This is a genomic window from Chryseobacterium sp. JUb7 (genome assembly GCF_024806495.1).
Classification (GTDB): Bacteria; Bacteroidota; Bacteroidia; order Flavobacteriales; family Weeksellaceae; genus Chryseobacterium.
On the sequence record NZ_JANUFF010000007.1, the window covers coordinates 47,692 to 66,910 of the forward strand.

Here is a 19,219-nt window from a genome sequence, read left to right on the forward strand (position 1 = left end):
ACAAAAAAACAGCGCAATTTGATGATTACACTGCTTTTTTACAAAATCATTTATCAATTAATTAATGAAAAACTATGCTTTAAATATTATTTTAATTAAAGAATATTCCTTTTTTATGTTGCCTACCGTTTCTTATTTTCCAGGCATGATAAGCACTCGGGACGTCATACTGCCATTTTGGGAGTATTAAAATAATAAGAATAACATCAATATGCGAAATCAAGCCCAGCCCCACAGCCAGATAAAAAGCCCAGCCTATTTCTGAAAATCCTATTAAACAAGTAAAAGCAATTAACAGACTCAGACCCCACATTTTTGACAAAAAAGCATGGGTACAGGTTTCCTTTCCAAATTTCCATATGCTGACAATGTAACAAAGTGCCTCCATAGCGAAGATTAAAACAATGCCTTTCCATTCATTTTTAATCAATTCGGATTCAAAAAATAAGCAGCGAATCCTAACGAAAGCCAGAAAATTAAATCAGTCTGACTGTCTAATCTTCTTAATTTCTCAGAAGAAACACCAGTTTTTCGGGCGATAATACCGTCGAAAATATCGGTTAATAATCCGGAATACATCAAGGTTAAAATTAAAAATCTAGATTCTTCACCTTTGAGATAAGCCAATAAAAGAATGATTGGAGCCAGAATAAATCTTGTGACAATTAAAATATAGGGTATCGTTTTCATAGTATTAAAAATTAATTATGGGTAAACTTCTTTTTCCATTTTTATTCCATAATCCGATTTGAAGACCTTTTAATTTTTTAGATTTATTTACTAAACCAATCTGCATTCCTGTAACTACTTCACTCGAATTATATCCTCCAATCTGTATTCCTTTCATGATTTCAGCATCATTAAAAACAGAAATACTCACACCATTCAACTCTTTAGAATAGAAACCGACAGGGGAGACAAAAATTCCGTTTCCTTCTTCAATATAGGTCGTAAAAAGTGTTCCCGATACACCATTCATAGTATGACCATAATTATAGAGAGAAAGATTGATTCCGTTGTGACTTACCCCCCGCAAATATCCTGCGGCTGAAATAGTAATCCCGTTAACTTTTATAAATTCTATATTCTGACCTTTTGCCGGATCATAAAACATCCAGAATAAAAATCCCAAAGCATTTACATCGAGATTTAAACCATTCACTTTTTGAAGCAATTTTACATTTTGCTCTTTAAAAACATATTTTGAATCAAAACCTAATCCTACGGTCAACCCGTTTACTTTATCAATGTTATCATTAAAAGGCGTTAAAGCAATCAACTTGGCTTTTTGTATTTTCAAACTATCCTGAGCATGAAAAAAATTAACTATCAAAAAACTTAATATCAATAAAATCCGTGTTCTCATCTTTCATTATTTTAAAATTATTCATCAAAATTATCTGCAGAAAACAAAAAAGTGAATGTGAAAAAAAATTAAAATAAATGACTACATTTGTGAAAATCACAAAAACATGTATCAGGAGCGTCTGCTTAAGGAAATTCGAAAAAAAATTGGTGACAGATCTTTGAACGACGAGATCTCAAATATCCTTAATATAAGTTATGATGCAGCCCACAGAAGAACTTCTTTAAAGGCAAAATTCAGTTTTGAGGAAGCATTGGAACTGGCAAAATATTATCAGATCTCACTCAATCAGTTTATCAGTAACGACCATCAGTTTATGGTTCAGAAGACCTCTGCCGTAACGAACACAGAAGATTTGCAGTCCTTTTTCAAAAACAATCTCAGTGTTTTTGAGAATCTGCCGCTTTCTAATGGGATGACAATTTATTATTCTGCGAAAGATATTCCATTCTTTTATACCCTTTCTGATACCTTGCTTTCCCGTTTCAAAATTTATGTCTGGATGAATCTGCTTAATTCGAAACAGGTTTTTATTCCTTTTTTACAGTTTTCGCCACCCAGCTTTGAGCCGGATACCCAAGCATTAAAGAATAAATATGAAGCTCAAAATGTGGTAGAATTATGGAATGATATGACGATCACAAGTATTCTCCAGCAGATCTCATTTTATTTCGATACAGGCCTTTTACTGCGAAATGAGGCCAAAATAATTCTTCAGGAACTAAAAGAACTTATTAAATATATCGAACAAAAAACAGAAAACGATCCCAAATTTCATTTATACGAAAATGAACTGGTGCACCTTTCCAATGATATCTTTTTTCATCATCCCAAGCAGTCACTTTTTGCCCTGCCGGCCAATATGTTCGGGTATATTTTAATTAATGATCCGAAAACATGCAGCGAAACACTGAATTATTTTGAACATCAGATAAAAAACTGTAAATCACTTAATACTGCCGGAAACAGAGACAGAAAAAAGTTTTTCAATAAAATACACGAGCAAATTGAAAATTTAAATAAAAACATATAATATGAAAACGCTTCGTAATGGTGAATTTTTCGGACAGACCAACGAAACCCTCATTTTCGACGGATTGACTATTACGGATACAGAATACACCCATTCTTTTGTGGATTGGCATTACCATGAAAATCCCTATTTTACCTTTCTGCTGCAGGGAAATATGACTGAAAGAAACAAAAAAGAATCCTATGACTGCTCAGCCGGAACATTGCTTTATCATCATTGGGAAGACGCACACTATAACATAAAACCAGATATTTTTACGCGGGGGTTTCACATTGAAATTACAGAAGAGTGGTTTAAAAAATTTCAACTTTCAAAAGATCAGACTGAAGGCAGCTTTATGATTAAGAACCCGTCTTCAAAATTATTAATTCATCAGATTTTTAAAGAGTCAAAAATCAATAATGATTCTTTTGAACTGTCTATTCATCAGCTTTTGTTAAATATTTTCAGTCATTTATCCAATCAAAAAGAACATTGTGAAAAGAAACCGGTCTGGGTAAAACAAATTGACGAAATTTTACATGAAACTTCTACAGAAAAACTGAATCTGACAGGACTTTCTAAAACACTGAATATTCATCCAATGCATTTGAGCAGAGATTTTCAGAAATATTTCCAATGTAATCTGGGAGAATATCTAAGAAAATTAAAAGTTGAAAAATCATTGAAATTGTTGAATGAGTATGAATCTTTATCAGAAGTTGCACTGGAGTCTGGATTTTCAGATCAGAGTCATTTTATCCGTTGTTTTAAGGAAAATATCGGTATTACTCCGTTGAAATACAGGAAAATTTTGAAGTGATTAAGAATAATTCTTTTTTTAAGGCTGCAGATCCGGAATGTTAATTTCATTCTATTTTTTAAAGAAAACGATGTATATTTTTGTCTAGATAAAATTCACCATGAAAACAATCTTAGTCTTTACATTAATTCTGATCTCAAATCTTTCTTTGGCGCAGGTTCAAAACATCATTGAGCCTGAAAAAATTGAAAATTCTGTTCAGAAAAAACATTTAAAAGAGATCCTTTTTTCGGATAAAGTGATTTCCTTAGAAAAAATAAAAGAAACTGATTTTCTGCAGACCATGGTTTATCAGGAAGATAAAAATTTTGACATTCGTGTCTTTTTGGATAATTCATTGATTAATTATTTACATCAGCTCGATTCCTCTTTAAGTACAGAAGAACTTCTTAAAAAGGGAAACTATCAATTCAATTTCTTTGTAGACGGAAAATTAATTTACACTGAAAATCTCAATTCAGGAGCAGGAACACCGGAGAGTAAAAAAATTAAAACAAGTTTGAGAATTCCTTTTCTCAGTACGACAAACGAAGACTCATGGGGAAAATATCTGTGGATGAGATTTTATCTTGCCAATGGTGGAATTGATGCTCTGGAAAACGGAAATTATACACTGACAATTGAAATCAAACCTTATTTGAAAACTACTGTATTAAAAGTCGGAAATACTATTGCACGGGGAGAAATTAAACTTATCATTCCAAAAAAGAATATTTCCGAACAAGAGATTACGGTTCAGAAAATCCAGCCGGATAGTGGATGGAAAATATCTGATGAGCAGTTTAATCAGAAAAAAATCGAAGCTCTTAATCAAAAAATCGCAGAAAACAGATTCCGTGATATCACCGGAATTGTCATTATTAAAAACGGCAAACTACTTCTTGAAGAATATTTTAACGGTTATAAAAGAGACAGCTTAAATGATACCCGTTCTGTTGGAAAGTCATTCTCCTCAGCATTAATGGGAATTGCCATAAAAGATGGCTTTATTAAAAACGAATACCAAAGCCTGAAAGAATTTTATCATTTAAAACAATTCAATAATTATTCTTCTGAAAAAGAAAATGTCACCATTAAAAGCTTACTTACAATGAGCTCCGGATTTAATGGGAATGATGAAGATTACGAATCTCCGGGAAATGAGGAAAATATGTATCCAACGGAAAATTGGATAAAATTTACGCTTGATTTGCCCATGACAGAAAATAAAATCGGACAGAACTGGAATTATTTTACGGCCGGTGTGGTTTTAACCGGAGACATTTTAGATCAATCGGTTCCGAAAGGTTTGGAAAATTATGCCGGTCAAAAACTTTTCCAACCATTAGGAATCACCAATTATGAATGGCAATTTACACCTCAGCAAAAACCATCTTTGGCAGGAGGACTGAAAATGAAAGCTTTAGATTTCGCAAAATTCGGACAGCTTTATAAAAACAACGGAATCTGGAACGGAAAAACTATTTTAGATAAAAATTGGATCAAAAAAACGTTCACTAATTATTTTACTTCTCATAAAGACTTTGAAGGATACGGTTATTTATTCTGGAGAAAAATATACAAAGTGGGAAACAAAAATTTCGAGGCTTATCAAGCCAGTGGAAATGGCGGAAATAAAATTATTATTTTTACTGAAATCCCTGTTGTAATGGTAGTTACAGCAAAAGCATATAACAAACCTTATGCTCATGCACAGGTTGATAAAATAGTACAGGAATATTTATTACCCGCAGTTTATGAGTAATAAGTAATCGGTAATGAGGAATAAAAAATAGTATGTATAGTCAAAGAAGAACTTCCTTGTTCCAAAAAAAGAGAATACTATTACTATTCGTCTTTTTTTGAAGGAATAAGAAAAACATCAATAAGACCTTCGGGAAGCTGCATTTTGATCACTCTTTCTTCTCTGTCTACTTCAAGAATCCAGTCCTTGATCATAGGAATAACCACTTCTTTCCCGTCCAGATTGGTAATGAAATAAACCTGTGCGGTCTGATCATTTACAGATCTGATAACACCACAGTCATTATCATTTTCGTCAAGGATATTGTAGCCGATGATTTCGTGATAATAGAATTGCTTTCCAGAAAGTTTGGGCAAAGAAGCCAACGGTAAATAAACATTTTTACCTAAAGACTGGTCTACCAGTGCCTCAGAAGAGTTCTTAAAGGCAATATTAAGAGCATCCAACTTGCTCCAGGATGATTTTGCAATAAAAAAAGGAACCAATAATCCGTTGATTTCAACGAATATTGATTCCAGTTTATTGTAAAGCTCGGGTTGATCTGTATCCAATTTAAGGATTACATTCCCCGCAAGTCCGTGTCTGCGTGTAATTTTCCCTAATAAATAGCAATCTTCTTTACGCATACAGGATTTTGTTATTAAGCTTCAGTGTTTTCTTCTGTAGATTCAGCAACAGGAGCTTCTCCTTCAGTTGCTTCAGCAACTTCTTCAGCAGGTGCATTAGCAGCTTCTTCAGCAGCCTTAGCATCAGCTTCAGCTTGTGCAGCAGCAGCAATTCTAGCTTCGTTTACTTTAGCTTCAGCTTCCAAAGCAGCTTTCTTAGCATCAGCCTGAGCTTTTGATAATCCTTCTACTTTACCTTGTACTTTTGAATCTTTAGCTTCAACCCATGCATTGAATCTTTTTTCAGCTTCAGCCTCATCAAAAGCTCCTTTAGCAACACCACCTTGTAAGTGTTTTTTGTAAAGTGCACCTTTGTAAGAAAGGATCGCTCTAGCAGTATCAGTTGGTTGAGCACCGTTGTTTAACCACTTTACAGCAGAATCAACGTTCAAATCGATAGTTGCAGGGTTAGTAATTGGGTTGTAAGTTCCTAATTTCTCGATGAATTTACCATCTCTTCTTGATCTAGAATCTGCAACCACGATGTGGAAAAAAGGTCTCCCTTTTGATCCGTGTCTTTGTAATCTGATTTTTACTGACATAATGTTTGAATTTTACGGGAACTCGTCCCAGTTAAATATTTAAGTGTGCAAAGATAAACAAAAATTCTTATTCAACAATTATTAATGTAACAATTATTAATGTAACAATTTATCTGTCTAGCAATATAACAATATTGATATTCCTTTTTTTGAGAATTGATACATTGATAAACTGTTATATTGCTACATTAGAAATCCCCATATAAAACAACCCAAGACATTTCTGATTTTCCTCGATCGTTAAAGATTCTTTCAACTGCTCAACAATTTTAGGAGAGCTCCAGTACGAGCCTATTCCGTTGGCTGTACACGTAAGATACATATTCTGAACAGCCATTGAAACCGCTGCAATTTCTTCCCATTCCGGAACCATTCCGCTGAAATTAACGACAATAGAAGCTACAGCATCAGCTTTATTGATTTTAAAACCAATGTCATTATATTTTTTTTCCAAAAAAAGTTGTTCGGGTTGAGAAGCTTTGTAGATTGCCTGCATTTCGGAAGCCAGTTTTGCTTTTTCTTCGCCTTTAAATATTTTGAAACGCCAAGGCTTGGTACGTTTATGATTGGGAGCAAATGTTGCTGAATTTAAAATCTCATCAATAATATTCTGAGGAATTTCATTTTCGGTATAATCTTTTGGAAAGATACTTCTTCTTTGCTCTATGATTTCTTTTAAAACTTCTGCTTTGTTCATGAAAGCAAAATTACAAAAAAGTTGATGGCTGATTGTTTATGGTTGATAGTTTTTCACTCTTAACATTAATAGATTTCTCCTTCGTATAAATAATAATTTCCCAAAAACTCAAAACTCATCATTCATAACTCCTAACTTCTAAAGCACCTCAACAATTTCCTGATGAATTTTATTTAATGTAAAATCATTCCCTGCTTTCATTCCCATCATTTTTCTGGCCATGGGGCTTTCAGGGGAAATAGCATAAAAGCGGTCGCCTTCAAAAAAAAACTCTCCCAGAGAAACTGAAATATAAAAACGTGCTTTATTGGTAATAACCAGCGAGCCAAGCTGAACTCTTTCAGTTGAAGTATTTAAAACCTTTGCCATATTCCTTTTCAGATCATTGAGGGCTCCAAGTTGTCTTTGCATCTGATAAATTTCCTCCTGCATTTCTTCCCTCATGCTGTCATATTTTGGAGTCTTTTTGATATCGCGGCTTGCTTCCAGAGTAAATTCGATAAAGTTTTTAAGCTTTTCAATCTTTTCGGCAATCACGGTTTTTACATAATTTCGTATGTCATTCTTCTCGAATACTGTCTTCTCCATACATCGATTCTTTATATAAAGATAATATTTTTTAAATAATTTATACAAATATGGTAAAGCTTCAACAAAATAATAATGCAAAAAAGCCCTGTAAATTAACAAGGCTTTCATTTTTTATTTTTCAGAGATCTTTTTCAGCTCGTCTAGTCCCTCGCCAAACATTTTTCCCATCTGGCTGTCCATCATAGGCTTCATTACTTTCATCATCGTTGTGAGCTCGTTGTCCATCGTCCAAGTGACTTTTGTTCCGTTACCTTCAGGAGTTAAAATAAAATTTCCTTTTGCAACACCGTCCCAAGGTTTGATAAAATGAAGATCACTGGACAGTTTTTCGTTGGGAATCACCGCCGTTACAGTCTGTTCTCCTTCTCCCACCTGGTCATTTCCTTTCCAGTGGTAGGCGTCTCCCACGGCCCCCGGTGTTCCAGAGTAAATAATCTGAATATTCGGATCAGCTTTTGCAAATGGATTCCATTCATTGAAAGCCTTTGTAGAACCGACATGTTGCCATACTTTCTCTTTCGGGGCATTAATCACGATTGATTTTTCGAAGTGATAATCTTTACTGAAAGCCAGCATGGCAATCACTGCATATGCCACGATCAGCAGAATGATTACACCGATAATTTTTAAGATTGTTTTCATAGTTTAAATATTTTGGGTTTAAAATTTTTAACATCCGTAAGCCTATAACTTGCTGTCAAAATTAGTCAATCCCACCTCATCTCAACTTTGCATATGACAAGATTATTAAAGTTAAACAATTTTGTCACACCTTCTTATTCAGGCATCATTTTTGAGCATTTTTGCTGTCGATTCATCAGAATCATTAAATTTACATTAATTAAAAATTAGAATATGAATATTTTAACTGAAAAATTTAATACACCATATCATTCTGCCCCATTCAACAATATAAAAAATGAAGATTATCTTCCGGCTTTTAAAGAATTAATTCAAAAATCAGAAGAAGAAATAGACGCTATTGTCAATAATTCAGAAGAACCGACTTTCGGAAATGTGATCGAAGCATTAGCCTATTCCGGAGAACAGTTAGATACGGTTTCCAATATTTTTTTCAATTTAAACTCTGCAGAAACGAGTGACGAACTTCAACAGATCGCTCAGGAAGTTTCTCCTATTTTAACAGAATATTCTTCAAAAATTTCCCAGAACGAAGCCCTTTTCAATAAGATAAAAAAAGTTTACGACGAAAAAGAAAAATACAATCTGAACGAAGAACAGCAAATGCTTTTAAACGAAACCTACAAGGGTTTTGTGAGAAGCGGAGCATTATTAAATGAAGAAGACAAAGAAAAATTAAAGAAAATCAGCATGGATTTATCTTTAAAGTCGCTTCAGTTCGGACAAAATGTATTGGCTTCAACAAATAATTATTTTAAACACATCTCCAATAAAGAAGATTTGGCAGGAATTCCGGAAGCTATCCTTGAACAATACGCCGAGGATGCAAAAGAAAGAGATCTGGAAGGCTGGGTTGTCACATTACAATATCCCAGCTACCTTCCATTAATGACGTATGCCGAAAACCGCGAATTAAGAAAAGAAATTGCACTGGCCAACGGTAAAAAATCCTTCGATGGCGGAGAATTTGACAATCAGAATCTTATTAAAGAGCTTCTTTCTTTGAAACAGCAAAAAGCAGAATTATTAGGCTATAAAGATTATGCAGACTACGTTTTGGAGGAGAGAATGGCAAAATCTCCAACAAAAGTCATTGATTTCCTGAATGAACTTTTAACGAAAGCAAAACCGTACGCTGATAAAGAAATTGAAGAGTTAAAATCTTTGGCAAAAGCTGATGGTATTGATGAAATGCAGGGCTATGATCATGCTTTCTATGCTGAAAAACTTCGTAAAGCAAAATACGATCTTAATGATGAGGAACTAAAGCCTTATTTCCCGTTAAATCAGGTTCAGGATGCCGTTTTTGGTCTTGCAAATAAACTTTTCGGATTAAGCTTTGAAGAAAGAAACGATATCCCGAAATACCATGAAGATGTAAAAGTGTATGAGGTTTTTGAGGCAGGAAGCGGTAAGCCGGAGGATGGAAGTAACAATTCTGAAAAAACTTTCAAAGCGTTGCTTTATGTTGATTATTTCCCAAGAAAAGGCAAGAGAGCCGGAGCCTGGATGACGAGCTACAAAAATCAGTATACAAAAGAGGGTGAAAATTCCCGTCCGCATATCTCAATTGTCTGTAATTTCAGCAAACCAACAAAAGATACACCGAGTTTACTGACGTTCCAGGAAGTAACCACGCTGTTTCATGAATTTGGTCATGCTCTTCACGGAATGCTTGCCAATACCCAGTATCCTACCCTTTCAGGAACTTCTGTAAAATGGGATTTTGTAGAATTACCGTCTCAGTTTCTGGAAAACTTCTGTTACGAACCTGAATTCTTAAAAACGTTCGCTAAGCATTATAAAACAGGAGAAATTCTTCCTGATGAAAAAATTGAGAAAATCGCTCAGTCTAAAAACTTTATGGAAGGCTACCAGACTTTGAGACAGATAGGTTTCGGATTGCTTGATATGAATTACCATACTAAAGTTGATGAACTGGCAGGTAAAACGGTGAAAGAATTTGAGGATCATTACACAAAAGCGACCCAATTGTATCCTGCTAACCCTGAAACAGCGATGAGTCCTAGTTTCTCCCATATCTTCCAGGGTGGATATTCTGCGGGATATTACTCTTACAAATGGGCTGAAGTTCTGGATGCCGATGCTTTCCAGTATTTTAAGGAAAATGGAATTTTTAATCCTGAAATTGCCGCAAAATATAAAATCCTTCTTTCTTCTGGCGGAACAAAAGATCCGATGGAGCTGTATAAGAACTTCAGAGGAGGTGAGCCTAAAGTGGAAAGCCTACTGAAAAGAGCATTTGGATAAATACTAATAGGGTTAGTATTTTTAATCTTCAGCAGATTTTGCACAAATAGGATTAAAAATTACTAAAATGAATGCTCAAAATAAATATTAAAAAAATGAAGTCTTTCCGGGCTTCATTTTTTTTGATTATTGCATTTCTATTATGCTAATAAATGTAATATTTACTGTTTTAATACGTAGACTTTTCCCTATTTTTGCACCTTAACATTAGCTTCTGCTAAAAAAAAACACTTATATTTTTTAACCATGAATAAAAAACTATTTTCTGCAGCGTTTGTTGCACTGTTATCACTTCATTCTATAAAAGCACAAATCAATTTAATCAAAAAATTTTCTGATGTTCAGGTTCCTAGTGCATTTTCTGTACATAAAGGAAAACTATATTTTATGGGAAGAGAAGAAAACACGTCCAATACAGAAATGTGGGTATATGATTCCAGTCTGTCTGTTTCTGCCACCAATCCTAAACTTTTGGTAGATCTTGACAATGATCCTGCTACCGGGACTTCTCCGAAAAATTTCACCACTTATAATGGAAAACTGTTCTTCAGCAATAATCTGAATACCTATTCGTACGATGATACATTACCCATTTCTGCAACAAATCCAAGAATAATAGGCCCTCGAGGAAATTCACTACGTGTTTTTGATAATAAATTATTTTATGAAGAGGCCGTTAACAGCCCTATTTCAATCTGGACTTTTGATGATAATTTACCGGTAAGCGCCACCAATCCTAAAAGACTTGTCGAACCTAATGTGAACGCAATCATGACCAATTTCGGTTTTGTCAGTGCTGTTTTTAATGATAAATTATACTTTAACGGCAGAACAACAAACAACAATAATTCTGAGCTTTATGTGTATAATCCGGCAGTAGCAACCTCCGCGACGAACCCGAGCAGAGTTTACGATATCAATCCCGGAAACAACGGATCTTTTCCCGGCGGTTTTATTACATACCAGAACAAACTGTATTTTACGGCAAATGATGGAACAGGAGAAGAACTTTGGATGTATAACGGGATAAATAATCCGTCAAAAGTATATGATTTTGACACCTCACCTTACGGAGGGCTTGCCTATTATAAAACATTGTACAATGACCAGATGTATTTTGCTGCTCATAACAATACAGTCGGAACCGAGCTTTGGAGATATAATGGAGTCAACACGCCACAGCTTGTAGCAGATATCTATCCCGGAACTGAGTATTCGATTCCAAGAAACCTTACTGTATTTAACAACAAGCTTGTTTTCGATGCTACTAATGGAGTCAACGGCCGGGAAATCTGGGTTTACGACAGCACACTTGCAACCTCTTCTTCGAATCCTAGACTGATAGATATTTTCCCGGGATCAGGAAATGGATTTGATACGGCAAGTACTTTTGTAGTGTATAATGATATTCTTTATTTCGGAGCAAGAACAAGCAGTTCCAATGCCGGGCTGTTTTCTATTCAGGCAAGCTATTTGTCTACTTCGGAAACAGAGTCTGTTTCAAAAGCAGACATTAAAATTTATCAGAACCCATCCAGTGAAGAAGTCACTGTAGAAAGTGCCGAAAACCTACAGGAAATACAGGTTCTTAGCGCTATCGGACAGAATATTATGAAACTGGCTCCTAACAGTAAAAAGGAAACAGTTTCTTTAAGCAACAAAGGCTTATATTATTTTGTAATCAAAACTGCTAAAAATAATAAAATTGTAAAGAAAATTATGGTTAAATAACCTTCTTTGATCTTTTCAAATACAATACAGTCTCTGGAGTTTTCAGAGACTTTTTTATGTCCAATAGTATTAATTTGTAAATTGCATCTTAATTAACAATATAATAAACTCAATCATCGATCATGTTACTAGCCATCTTACTTCCCTTTCTGTCTTTCATGTTTCGTGGAAAAGTTCTTACAGGAATTATTTGTCTGATTTTACAAATCACTTTAATTGGGTGGCTTCCGGCTGCTATCTGGGCTGTTTTGTCTTTAAATAACGAAAGAGCCGACAAAAGAAACGAAAGATTAATCCGAGCCATGAGGGAGAATAAAAGATAATTTGTTCCGTAAACAATGAATGGTAAAAGCCTTAGCCGATGCTCATACAATAAGCTAATTATCAAATTATGAAAGAAAACAAATACGATAATCCATCATTTTTTGAACAATACAGTAAAATGCATCGTTCTCAAAAAGGTCTTGAGGGTGCCGGAGAATGGCATGCTTTAAAACGGATGCTGCCCGACTTTTCAGAGAAAGAAGTCCTAGATCTGGGCTGTGGATTTGGATGGCATTGCCGATATGCAATAGAAAACGGAGCAAAATCGGTAATCGGAATTGATCTTTCGGAAAAGATGCTTGAAAAGGCAAAGGAAATAAACGGTCTGGAAGGCATTACTTACGAAAGAAAAGCATTAGAAGATCTTGATTATTCCACAGAAAAATTTGACCTTGTTTTAAGTTCTCTTACCTTTCATTATATAGAATCATTTGATACGATCGCAAAAAATGTCTATCAATGGCTTAAGCCAAACGGGCATTTTGTATTTTCGGTAGAGCATCCTGTTTTTACTGCTCAGGGAAATCAGGATTGGATTTACAATGAAAATGGTGAAATTCTTCATTGGCCCGTTGATGATTATTTTATTGAAGGAATGAGAAATACTTCATTCCTCGGGGAACATGTTGTAAAATATCACAGAACATTAACCCATTATCTTATGGCTTTATTAAAGCAAGGTTTCACCATCAAAGAAATTATAGAACCTGAACCCAGTAGAGAAATGCTAGCTGAATTTTCCGGAATGAAGGACGAACTGCGCAGACCCATGATGCTCCTGATTTCTGTAGAAAAATGATATCATATTACGGATTGAAAAATAAAATATTCAAATAAAAAACCATCAGCCATTATGTTTAATTTTTTCAGGAAAAAAAAAGCAAAGGTAACTATCAATTCTATCTCTATTCCACATTTCGGGTGGAATAAAGTAGAAGAAAATGACTCCAGAATTGTTTGGGTAAATCCTGAACAAAGTGCTTTAATCTCTTTAAATTTTTTCGATATTCAACCTGATATACCGACTGTAAAAGATCTCGGTTTTTTGAAAAAATTCTACCGAAGAAACATTTCTACTTCCAATAGCGGCATCATTGAGGTTGCTCTTCTTGATGTACATCATATTCCAGGTGTAAAAACTATTTTTAAAATTCCCCAACCTGAGGGCGGAATGACCTATATTTCCTCCATCACGATTCCTTTTGAAAACTGTAGCTTCGTCGTAAAAGTACAGGCTGCTGAGGTTGATGTAACAGGTATCAGAGATGCTTTCGTTTTAGAAAAACTTTTGAGTTCAGGTGAAATAAATTTTGAAAATGACCAGCTTCAAAACTGGTTCGAAGGTCCTTACGATCCTACTTTTAAAGAAGGAACTCCTATGAACCGATCTGAACATGAACAATATGATGTAGAATTTCCTCAACATCCTTTATCTATTGCTCGGGCTTTGATCAATCAGGCAGGTCGTGAGATCATTTTCAAACCTGAAATCAAAGAACTTGCAGCTTTCAGGAAGTAAAAAGACGACCCTAAAACCATACAAAAAATAAAAAATCAGCAATTTAAAAAAATGAATAATATAGTTCTAAGATTAGAAAACGTAAAAAAACTTCAGGCAAAAAGATGGGAAAATGAAGATCACTGGGATGAGCTGAATGATCTTTTAATCAAAGAATTAGATGAAATTTTACTGATCGAACCTGAAAATACCCCAGCATTAATCAATATCGGAGCGATCTATTCTGATATGGGAGAAAACGAAAAAGCTTTAGAATACTTAAAAACTGCATTAAAACTGGGATCTAAAGATAAAAACCTTTATATCAATCTGGCTATTGTGATGGTTTATATGGAAAAACATCAGGAAGAGTATCACGAATATCTTGAAGAGTCTGAAGATAAAACTGAAGACCCTCTTACTTTTAAAGCCTATTTCGATCCTCAGTCACATTAAAAAGTAACATTTACACATAAAAAACTACCAATCCTTTAAGAAATTAAAGGATTTTTTCTTTCCTAGTTTTTAATAAACCAAATTATAATAACCGTGCAACCAATTACCAAATCAGCCTGCTTAGCGACCTTGCTATTATTTCAGATCTTTTATTCTCAGAAGATATCTAAAAAACTGGAATATAAAATTGACAGTACTATTTTATCTGAATTTAAAGATAAAGACGAACCCGGTGGAGTTTTTATGGTAGCTCAGAAAGGGAAAAATCTGTATAGAAAAGCATTTGGAAAGGCTAATCTTGAACTGGAGGTGAATATGACTCCGGATCATGTTTTTCAGATCGGTTCCATGACAAAACAATTTACGGCGATTTCTATACTGATTCTGGAAGAACAGGGAAAACTTAATGTAAATGATCCCATTTCAAAGTATATTAAAGACTATCCTTCAGGCGATAAAATCACCATTCACCATTTGCTGACCCATACTTCCGGAATTAAAGATTTCACAAAAATGAAAACCCTCTCATCGATTGCCCAAAAAGACATGAAACCTGAAATAATGGTAGATTTCTTCAAAAATGAACCTGTTGATTTCGCACCAGGAGAAAAATTTGAATATAATAATTCAGGATATGTGGTGTTAGGCTATATCATAGAGCTGATTTCGGGAGATTCTTATGAAAGCTTTATCAAAAAAAATATTTTCGAAAAAGCAGGAATGACCCATTCTTATTATGCAACCGATCGACAGATTGTACCTAAAAGAGCCTATGGATATCATAAAAAAGAATCTGGATATGTGAATAAAACAATGATCAGTTTCAGCATTCCATTTTCTTCCGGGTCCCTTATGTCGACTGTTGACGATATGCTGAAGTGGCAGAATGCTTTATCACAAAATACCTTATTAACCTCAATAGAATCACAAAAAGCCTTTCAGAAATACACATTGAATAATGGTGAAAAGTTTACCTATGGATATGGATGGCACCTTAAAGATATCAACGGAATATCTACCAGAGAACACGGTGGAAGCATTTTTGGATTTAAAAGCATGGGCGTTTACATTCCTGAACAGGACATCTATGTCATTGGATTCAGCAACTGCGACTGCCACTCTCCCACTGAGATCACGAGAAATATAGCAAAAATGGTTTTGGAAAATATGAAAAATTAATCACAATTAATTAAATTAAAAACAGTCTGAAAAATTAAAAATCACCTATGAAGACCAACCCTGTTATTTATTTTGAAATACCGGTTCATGACCTGATTCGTGCCGAGCAATTTTATACTTCTGTTTTCAATTTTAATTTTGAAAAGGAGATCATTGATCATTATGAAATGGCTTTATTTCCATTTGAAGAAACAAAAAGCGGAATTACGGGAGCATTAGCAAAAGGAGATGTATACCAACCCACAAAAAAAGGAATCATCATTTATTTTAAAACTGAAAATATCGATCTTACTTTAGAAACAGTCTTAAAACATGGTGGAAAAATTTTATATCCTAAAAGAATCGATGAAAAATATGGCTTTGCTGTAGCAGAATTTGAAGATTCTGAAGGAAACAGAATTGCGTTACATGAAACGATACATTAAAAAAAACAGAATATCATCATTTGACTTTGATGAAACAAATTAAATAATATACTCAATTTATGTAAAATTTTTCGCTACCTTAGTCTGAGAAATCACCAAAAACAAGGCATTACATAACATTATGGCAGAAGAACTTTTTTTCATAAAAACCAACCCTGTTGCTGCAAAAATTAATTTGTACAATAAGATTTGTCGTGAAGAAACTCAGGTTCTTAATTTTTTAAAAAATGATAAAAAAACCAGCCTGGAAATTATTAAAAACAAACTGACTGAGTCCGTTGAAAGCCTTAATAAGGAAGAACTCATATCAATAATAGACTGGTTTGAAAACGAGTATCAATCCGACAAAGAAGAAATAAAAACTCAGCTTTTCATTAATGGAATTGATGTTTTTTATGAGATTCCCCAGAAAGATCATGTGGATAATTTTCAAAAAATACTGTCTGATTACGAAAAAAATGCTCAATGCCATTTAAACTTCACGTTCAATTGTGACAGTTTTAATCAGTTTTTGATTTATGGAATATTTTATACAGGAATGGTCATTCAGGGTGAAGAAAATATTTTATCCCGGTATCTGAAATACGATCATCAGAAATTATTCTCTCTTGCGGAAAATCAGTTTAGTCTCAATGGTGTAGACAAAGGAAATACAGATCATCTTTACCGCTATTTTACTGACCTTTATGACTTAACCAAGTTTTATAAAGGAAATATCATGAAACTTCATAATGATTAAAAATCTCTCTCATCAGAAGCCATTCTTCTAGTTTTTTATCCATTATTTTTTTTAAGATTAATAAAATTATTTTCATCATAATGTAACATCACTCACCATTGAATTGTCATTAGAGTAAAACATTACTCATGAATAAAAAACTCGTTTTTCTTTTAAGCTTGGCATCTTCACCTTTTCTTTTAGCTCAAAGCATTGAAGGCACCATTACTGACAGAGAAAATAAACCATCTGCAGAAACTGAGATTCTGGTCACAAAAGATGAGTTAAAGTTTTCTGCTATTACAGATGAAAAAGGGATTTTTAAAATACCGCTTAAAGAAAATGGAAATTATTTACTTGAAATTATCAAGGACGGAATAAAAACCAACAGCGAAAAAATTTCAGTTACCGGAAATACGAAAAAAGATTTTACCCTAAAAGAAGAAGCTCCTGCAACCGAGCAGAAAATAGAAGGAGTAACTATCACCGGGAAGAAAAAACTCTTTGAAAGAAAAGTTGACCGGTTGGTTTTCAATGTCGAAAATTCTGTTGCTTCACAGGGAATCGATGCGATTGAAGCATTGGCAAAGACTCCGATGGTACGGGCTACCGATGATGCCATTTCTATTGCAGGAAAAAGTAATGTGGCCATTATGGTCAATGACAGACTTTTGAATCTATCCGGCCAGGAGCTCATCAATTATTTAAAAACATTACGTTCAGACGATATTGCAAAAATTGAAGTCATCACAACCCCGCCGGCAAAGTACGAAGCGGAGGGAAAAAGTGGACTTATTAATATCATTCTGAAGAAAAACACCAACTTAGGCTGGAATGGCTCCCTTCAGACTTCAGGAAGCTATTATTGGGGAAGACCTGCTGTTTCTACGAGAAGCGGGGTCAGTTTTAACTATCAGGGAAATAAACTTTCTGTAACAACAAATCTATCTTTGGGAGACAATTTCTGGGAAAATACCTCTTATAATTACCTTAGTGGAACCAACGGCTACAACAATTACTGGAACACCGATACAAAAAGCTCCAGTAATTACCGCTATAAAGGCGGAAATGTAAAAGCTGAATACAAGCTGAATGATAAAAACCTTGTCGGAATCAATTACAATTATTCCTATAGCAACCCTTTAGAAAAAGGAGAAAGCCGCTCAAAAATTTTCAGTGGGACCGATCAGAAAGATGTAGCTTCCAACTATCAGAATTTAAACAAAAGAAATGTTCATAACGCTTCCGCTTTTTATGATCTTAAACTTGACACACTGGGAAGTAAGTTAAGCTTATCTGCTAATCTGATGCTGAATAATTCTGATGCCCGGAATTTTTATAATACCATTACAAACACTACAATTTCAACCTTTGCCAACCCAATCAGTAAGTACAGAATCTACTCCGGTCAGGCAGATCTTGAGAAAAATTTTAATAAGATCAAAACAGAATGGGGGGCAAAATATACAAAGATTAAAAACGATTCAGAATTTAATTTTTTTAATATCGAGGATAATCATTTTATCATCAACGAAGGACGAACCAATACTTTTCTTTATGATGAAGAAAATTACGCAGTCTATGCTTCTGCAGGATTTAAAATCAGCGAAAAATGGGATGCTAAAGCAGGAATCCGTTATGAATATACTCGACTTGAAGGAGTCTCTATGAATGATGATACATCAGCAAAAATAAAGTATGGTAAATTTTTTCCAACCGCTTACATAAGCTATAAAGCCAATGATAACAATACTTTTTCACTCAACTATTCCAGGAGGATTAGCCGTCCGTATTTTGGAAATTTAAATCCTTTTAAGTTTTATACTTCCGAATTTGAATACAGCACCGGAAACCCGTATTTATTACCTTCTTTCTCGGATAATTTTGAATTTGGATATGTTTTTAAGAATAATTTTAATGTGACACTTTATTATAATTATAACAAAGACAACTGGGACCGAATTCAATATTTGGAAGGAGCCGATCTGAAATACAGCATCGTAAAGAATTTTTATAATGAAAATCAGGCAGGAATTAATATTAGTTATAATTACAACAAATTAAAATGGCTTGAATCCAATGCTTTCGTCAATGGTTTTTATGCCAAATCAAATTCTTATGATCCGGATGCTCTGGCAGCGCCGGCCGGTTATGGTGCCAACTTCAATCTTGACAATAATTTCTTCCTGAACAAAGAAAAAACACTTACTCTGATGCTTGGACTATGGGGAAATATCCCCAACCGAAGCGGAAATACTTATTTTAACGGAAATGCATCTGTATACACAGGCATGAAACTGAATCTAATGCAAAAGAACCTGATGATCAATCTTTACATGAATGATGTTTTCAACACCAACAGATCAAAAGGAACAGAATATTATGCGACTTACGATGCAGTTTATTACTACAAGGGCATTACAAGAAACCTTTATCTTTCTGTAACCTATAAATTCGGAAACAACAATATCAAGGGAGCAACAAAACAGGTAAAATTTGAAGAATCAAGCAGAGCCGGGGGAAATGGAAATTAAC

Annotated in this window: 19 protein-coding genes and 1 pseudogene; 13 read left to right on the plus strand and 7 right to left on the minus strand. The window is 34.3% G+C overall.

Annotated features, from left to right (window positions below; translation table 11 throughout):
• Positions 1-91: 91 nt before the first annotated feature.
• Together M2373_RS13940 and M2373_RS13945 are read right to left on the minus strand one after the other, a co-directional pair.
• Positions 92-690, minus strand: a pseudogene (locus M2373_RS13940) (CDP-alcohol phosphatidyltransferase family protein).
• Positions 691-694: 4 nt separating this feature from the next.
• On the minus strand, positions 695-1,366 hold the full coding sequence (locus tag M2373_RS13945) for an LA_2272 family surface repeat-containing protein (protein WP_259111657.1): 672 nt from the start codon (positions 1,364-1,366) through the stop codon (positions 695-697).
• Positions 1,367-1,472: 106 nt separating this feature from the next.
• Here M2373_RS13945 and M2373_RS13950 point away from each other — a divergent pair, with 106 nt between their 5' ends.
• The 3 genes from M2373_RS13950 (at position 1,473) to M2373_RS13960 (ending at position 4,945) form a co-directional block, all read left to right on the plus strand.
• Entirely contained in the window at positions 1,473-2,399 is a 927-nt protein-coding gene (locus M2373_RS13950) for an XRE family transcriptional regulator (RefSeq protein WP_259111658.1), read from the plus strand.
• Between the two features lies 1 nt (position 2,400).
• Positions 2,401-3,201, plus strand: coding sequence for an AraC family transcriptional regulator (locus M2373_RS13955; RefSeq protein ID WP_259111659.1), 801 nt, complete (start codon positions 2,401-2,403; stop codon positions 3,199-3,201).
• Between the two features lie 100 nt (positions 3,202-3,301).
• A complete protein-coding gene (locus M2373_RS13960) occupies positions 3,302-4,945 on the plus strand; it encodes a serine hydrolase (protein WP_259111660.1) in 1,644 nt (547 codons plus the stop codon).
• Positions 4,946-5,028: 83 nt separating this feature from the next.
• Here the strand turns inward: M2373_RS13960 and rimM are convergent, their stop codons facing one another.
• The 5 genes from rimM to M2373_RS13985 all read right to left on the minus strand — a co-directional run bounded on the left by rimM (position 5,029) and on the right by M2373_RS13985 (position 8,082).
• On the minus strand, positions 5,029-5,571 hold the full coding sequence (gene rimM, locus M2373_RS13965; RefSeq protein ID WP_259111661.1) for a ribosome maturation factor RimM: 543 nt from the start codon (positions 5,569-5,571) through the stop codon (positions 5,029-5,031).
• Positions 5,572-5,585: 14 nt separating this feature from the next.
• Entirely contained in the window at positions 5,586-6,152 is a 567-nt protein-coding gene (locus M2373_RS13970) for a 30S ribosomal protein S16 (RefSeq protein ID WP_259111662.1), read from the minus strand.
• A 175-nt stretch (positions 6,153-6,327) separates the two neighbouring features.
• Positions 6,328-6,849 (minus strand): nitroreductase, encoded by a 522-nt coding sequence (locus tag M2373_RS13975; RefSeq protein WP_259111663.1) that lies wholly within the window; start codon positions 6,847-6,849, stop codon positions 6,328-6,330.
• A gap of 138 nt (positions 6,850-6,987) precedes the next feature.
• Positions 6,988-7,437, minus strand: a complete 450-nt coding sequence (locus M2373_RS13980; protein WP_259111664.1) for a hypothetical protein — start codon at positions 7,435-7,437, stop codon at positions 6,988-6,990.
• 114 nt (positions 7,438-7,551) lie between these two features.
• Positions 7,552-8,082, minus strand: a complete 531-nt coding sequence (locus M2373_RS13985) for an SRPBCC family protein (protein ID WP_259111665.1) — start codon at positions 8,080-8,082, stop codon at positions 7,552-7,554.
• A 213-nt stretch (positions 8,083-8,295) separates the two neighbouring features.
• Here M2373_RS13985 and M2373_RS13990 point away from each other — a divergent pair, with 213 nt between their 5' ends.
• The 10 genes from M2373_RS13990 to M2373_RS14035 all read left to right on the plus strand — a co-directional run bounded on the left by M2373_RS13990 (position 8,296) and on the right by M2373_RS14035 (position 19,218).
• Positions 8,296-10,353 (plus strand): M3 family metallopeptidase, encoded by a 2,058-nt coding sequence (locus tag M2373_RS13990; RefSeq protein ID WP_259111666.1) that lies wholly within the window; start codon positions 8,296-8,298, stop codon positions 10,351-10,353.
• A gap of 246 nt (positions 10,354-10,599) precedes the next feature.
• Entirely contained in the window at positions 10,600-12,084 is a 1,485-nt protein-coding gene (locus M2373_RS13995) for a T9SS type A sorting domain-containing protein (protein WP_259111667.1), read from the plus strand.
• A 122-nt stretch (positions 12,085-12,206) separates the two neighbouring features.
• Positions 12,207-12,407 (plus strand): YqaE/Pmp3 family membrane protein, encoded by a 201-nt coding sequence (locus M2373_RS14000; protein ID WP_259111668.1) that lies wholly within the window; start codon positions 12,207-12,209, stop codon positions 12,405-12,407.
• A 68-nt stretch (positions 12,408-12,475) separates the two neighbouring features.
• The gene (locus M2373_RS14005) at positions 12,476-13,207 is read left to right on the plus strand and encodes a bifunctional 2-polyprenyl-6-hydroxyphenol methylase/3-demethylubiquinol 3-O-methyltransferase UbiG (protein ID WP_259111669.1); all 732 of its coding nucleotides are present in this window, start codon (positions 12,476-12,478) and stop codon (positions 13,205-13,207) included.
• Between the two features lie 54 nt (positions 13,208-13,261).
• The gene (locus tag M2373_RS14010) at positions 13,262-13,927 is read left to right on the plus strand and encodes a hypothetical protein (RefSeq protein WP_259111670.1); all 666 of its coding nucleotides are present in this window, start codon (positions 13,262-13,264) and stop codon (positions 13,925-13,927) included.
• A gap of 51 nt (positions 13,928-13,978) precedes the next feature.
• Entirely contained in the window at positions 13,979-14,362 is a 384-nt protein-coding gene (locus M2373_RS14015) for a hypothetical protein (protein ID WP_259111671.1), read from the plus strand.
• Positions 14,363-14,455: 93 nt separating this feature from the next.
• Complete coding sequence (locus M2373_RS14020; protein WP_259111672.1) at positions 14,456-15,541, plus strand: serine hydrolase; 1,086 nt, start codon at positions 14,456-14,458, stop codon at positions 15,539-15,541.
• A gap of 47 nt (positions 15,542-15,588) precedes the next feature.
• Positions 15,589-15,966, plus strand: coding sequence for a VOC family protein (locus M2373_RS14025; RefSeq protein ID WP_259111673.1), 378 nt, complete (start codon positions 15,589-15,591; stop codon positions 15,964-15,966).
• 121 nt (positions 15,967-16,087) lie between these two features.
• Positions 16,088-16,705 (plus strand): hypothetical protein, encoded by a 618-nt coding sequence (locus M2373_RS14030; protein WP_259111674.1) that lies wholly within the window; start codon positions 16,088-16,090, stop codon positions 16,703-16,705.
• A gap of 128 nt (positions 16,706-16,833) precedes the next feature.
• A complete protein-coding gene (locus M2373_RS14035; protein WP_259111675.1) occupies positions 16,834-19,218 on the plus strand; it encodes an outer membrane beta-barrel family protein in 2,385 nt (794 codons plus the stop codon).
• Position 19,219: the final 1 nt, after the last annotated feature.

Bases quoted from the DNA above. Each gene is read 5' to 3' on its own strand.
- M2373_RS13945 (WP_259111657.1), bottom strand. From the start codon at position 1,366: ATGAGAACACGGATTTTATTGATATTAAGTTTTTTGATAGTTAATTTT.
- M2373_RS13950 (WP_259111658.1), top strand. From the start codon at position 1,473: ATGTATCAGGAGCGTCTGCTTAAGGAAATTCGAAAAAAAATTGGTGAC.
- M2373_RS13955 (WP_259111659.1), top strand. From the start codon at position 2,401: ATGAAAACGCTTCGTAATGGTGAATTTTTCGGACAGACCAACGAAACC.
- M2373_RS13960 (WP_259111660.1), top strand. From the start codon at position 3,302: ATGAAAACAATCTTAGTCTTTACATTAATTCTGATCTCAAATCTTTCT.
- rimM (WP_259111661.1), bottom strand. From the start codon at position 5,571: ATGCGTAAAGAAGATTGCTATTTATTAGGGAAAATTACACGCAGACAC.
- M2373_RS13970 (WP_259111662.1), bottom strand. From the start codon at position 6,152: ATGTCAGTAAAAATCAGATTACAAAGACACGGATCAAAAGGGAGACCT.
- M2373_RS13975 (WP_259111663.1), bottom strand. From the start codon at position 6,849: ATGAACAAAGCAGAAGTTTTAAAAGAAATCATAGAGCAAAGAAGAAGT.
- M2373_RS13980 (WP_259111664.1), bottom strand. From the start codon at position 7,437: ATGGAGAAGACAGTATTCGAGAAGAATGACATACGAAATTATGTAAAA.
- M2373_RS13985 (WP_259111665.1), bottom strand. From the start codon at position 8,082: ATGAAAACAATCTTAAAAATTATCGGTGTAATCATTCTGCTGATCGTG.
- M2373_RS13990 (WP_259111666.1), top strand. From the start codon at position 8,296: ATGAATATTTTAACTGAAAAATTTAATACACCATATCATTCTGCCCCA.
- M2373_RS13995 (WP_259111667.1), top strand. From the start codon at position 10,600: ATGAATAAAAAACTATTTTCTGCAGCGTTTGTTGCACTGTTATCACTT.
- M2373_RS14000 (WP_259111668.1), top strand. From the start codon at position 12,207: ATGTTACTAGCCATCTTACTTCCCTTTCTGTCTTTCATGTTTCGTGGA.
- M2373_RS14005 (WP_259111669.1), top strand. From the start codon at position 12,476: ATGAAAGAAAACAAATACGATAATCCATCATTTTTTGAACAATACAGT.
- M2373_RS14010 (WP_259111670.1), top strand. From the start codon at position 13,262: ATGTTTAATTTTTTCAGGAAAAAAAAAGCAAAGGTAACTATCAATTCT.
- M2373_RS14015 (WP_259111671.1), top strand. From the start codon at position 13,979: ATGAATAATATAGTTCTAAGATTAGAAAACGTAAAAAAACTTCAGGCA.
- M2373_RS14025 (WP_259111673.1), top strand. From the start codon at position 15,589: ATGAAGACCAACCCTGTTATTTATTTTGAAATACCGGTTCATGACCTG.
- M2373_RS14030 (WP_259111674.1), top strand. From the start codon at position 16,088: ATGGCAGAAGAACTTTTTTTCATAAAAACCAACCCTGTTGCTGCAAAA.
- M2373_RS14035 (WP_259111675.1), top strand. From the start codon at position 16,834: ATGAATAAAAAACTCGTTTTTCTTTTAAGCTTGGCATCTTCACCTTTT.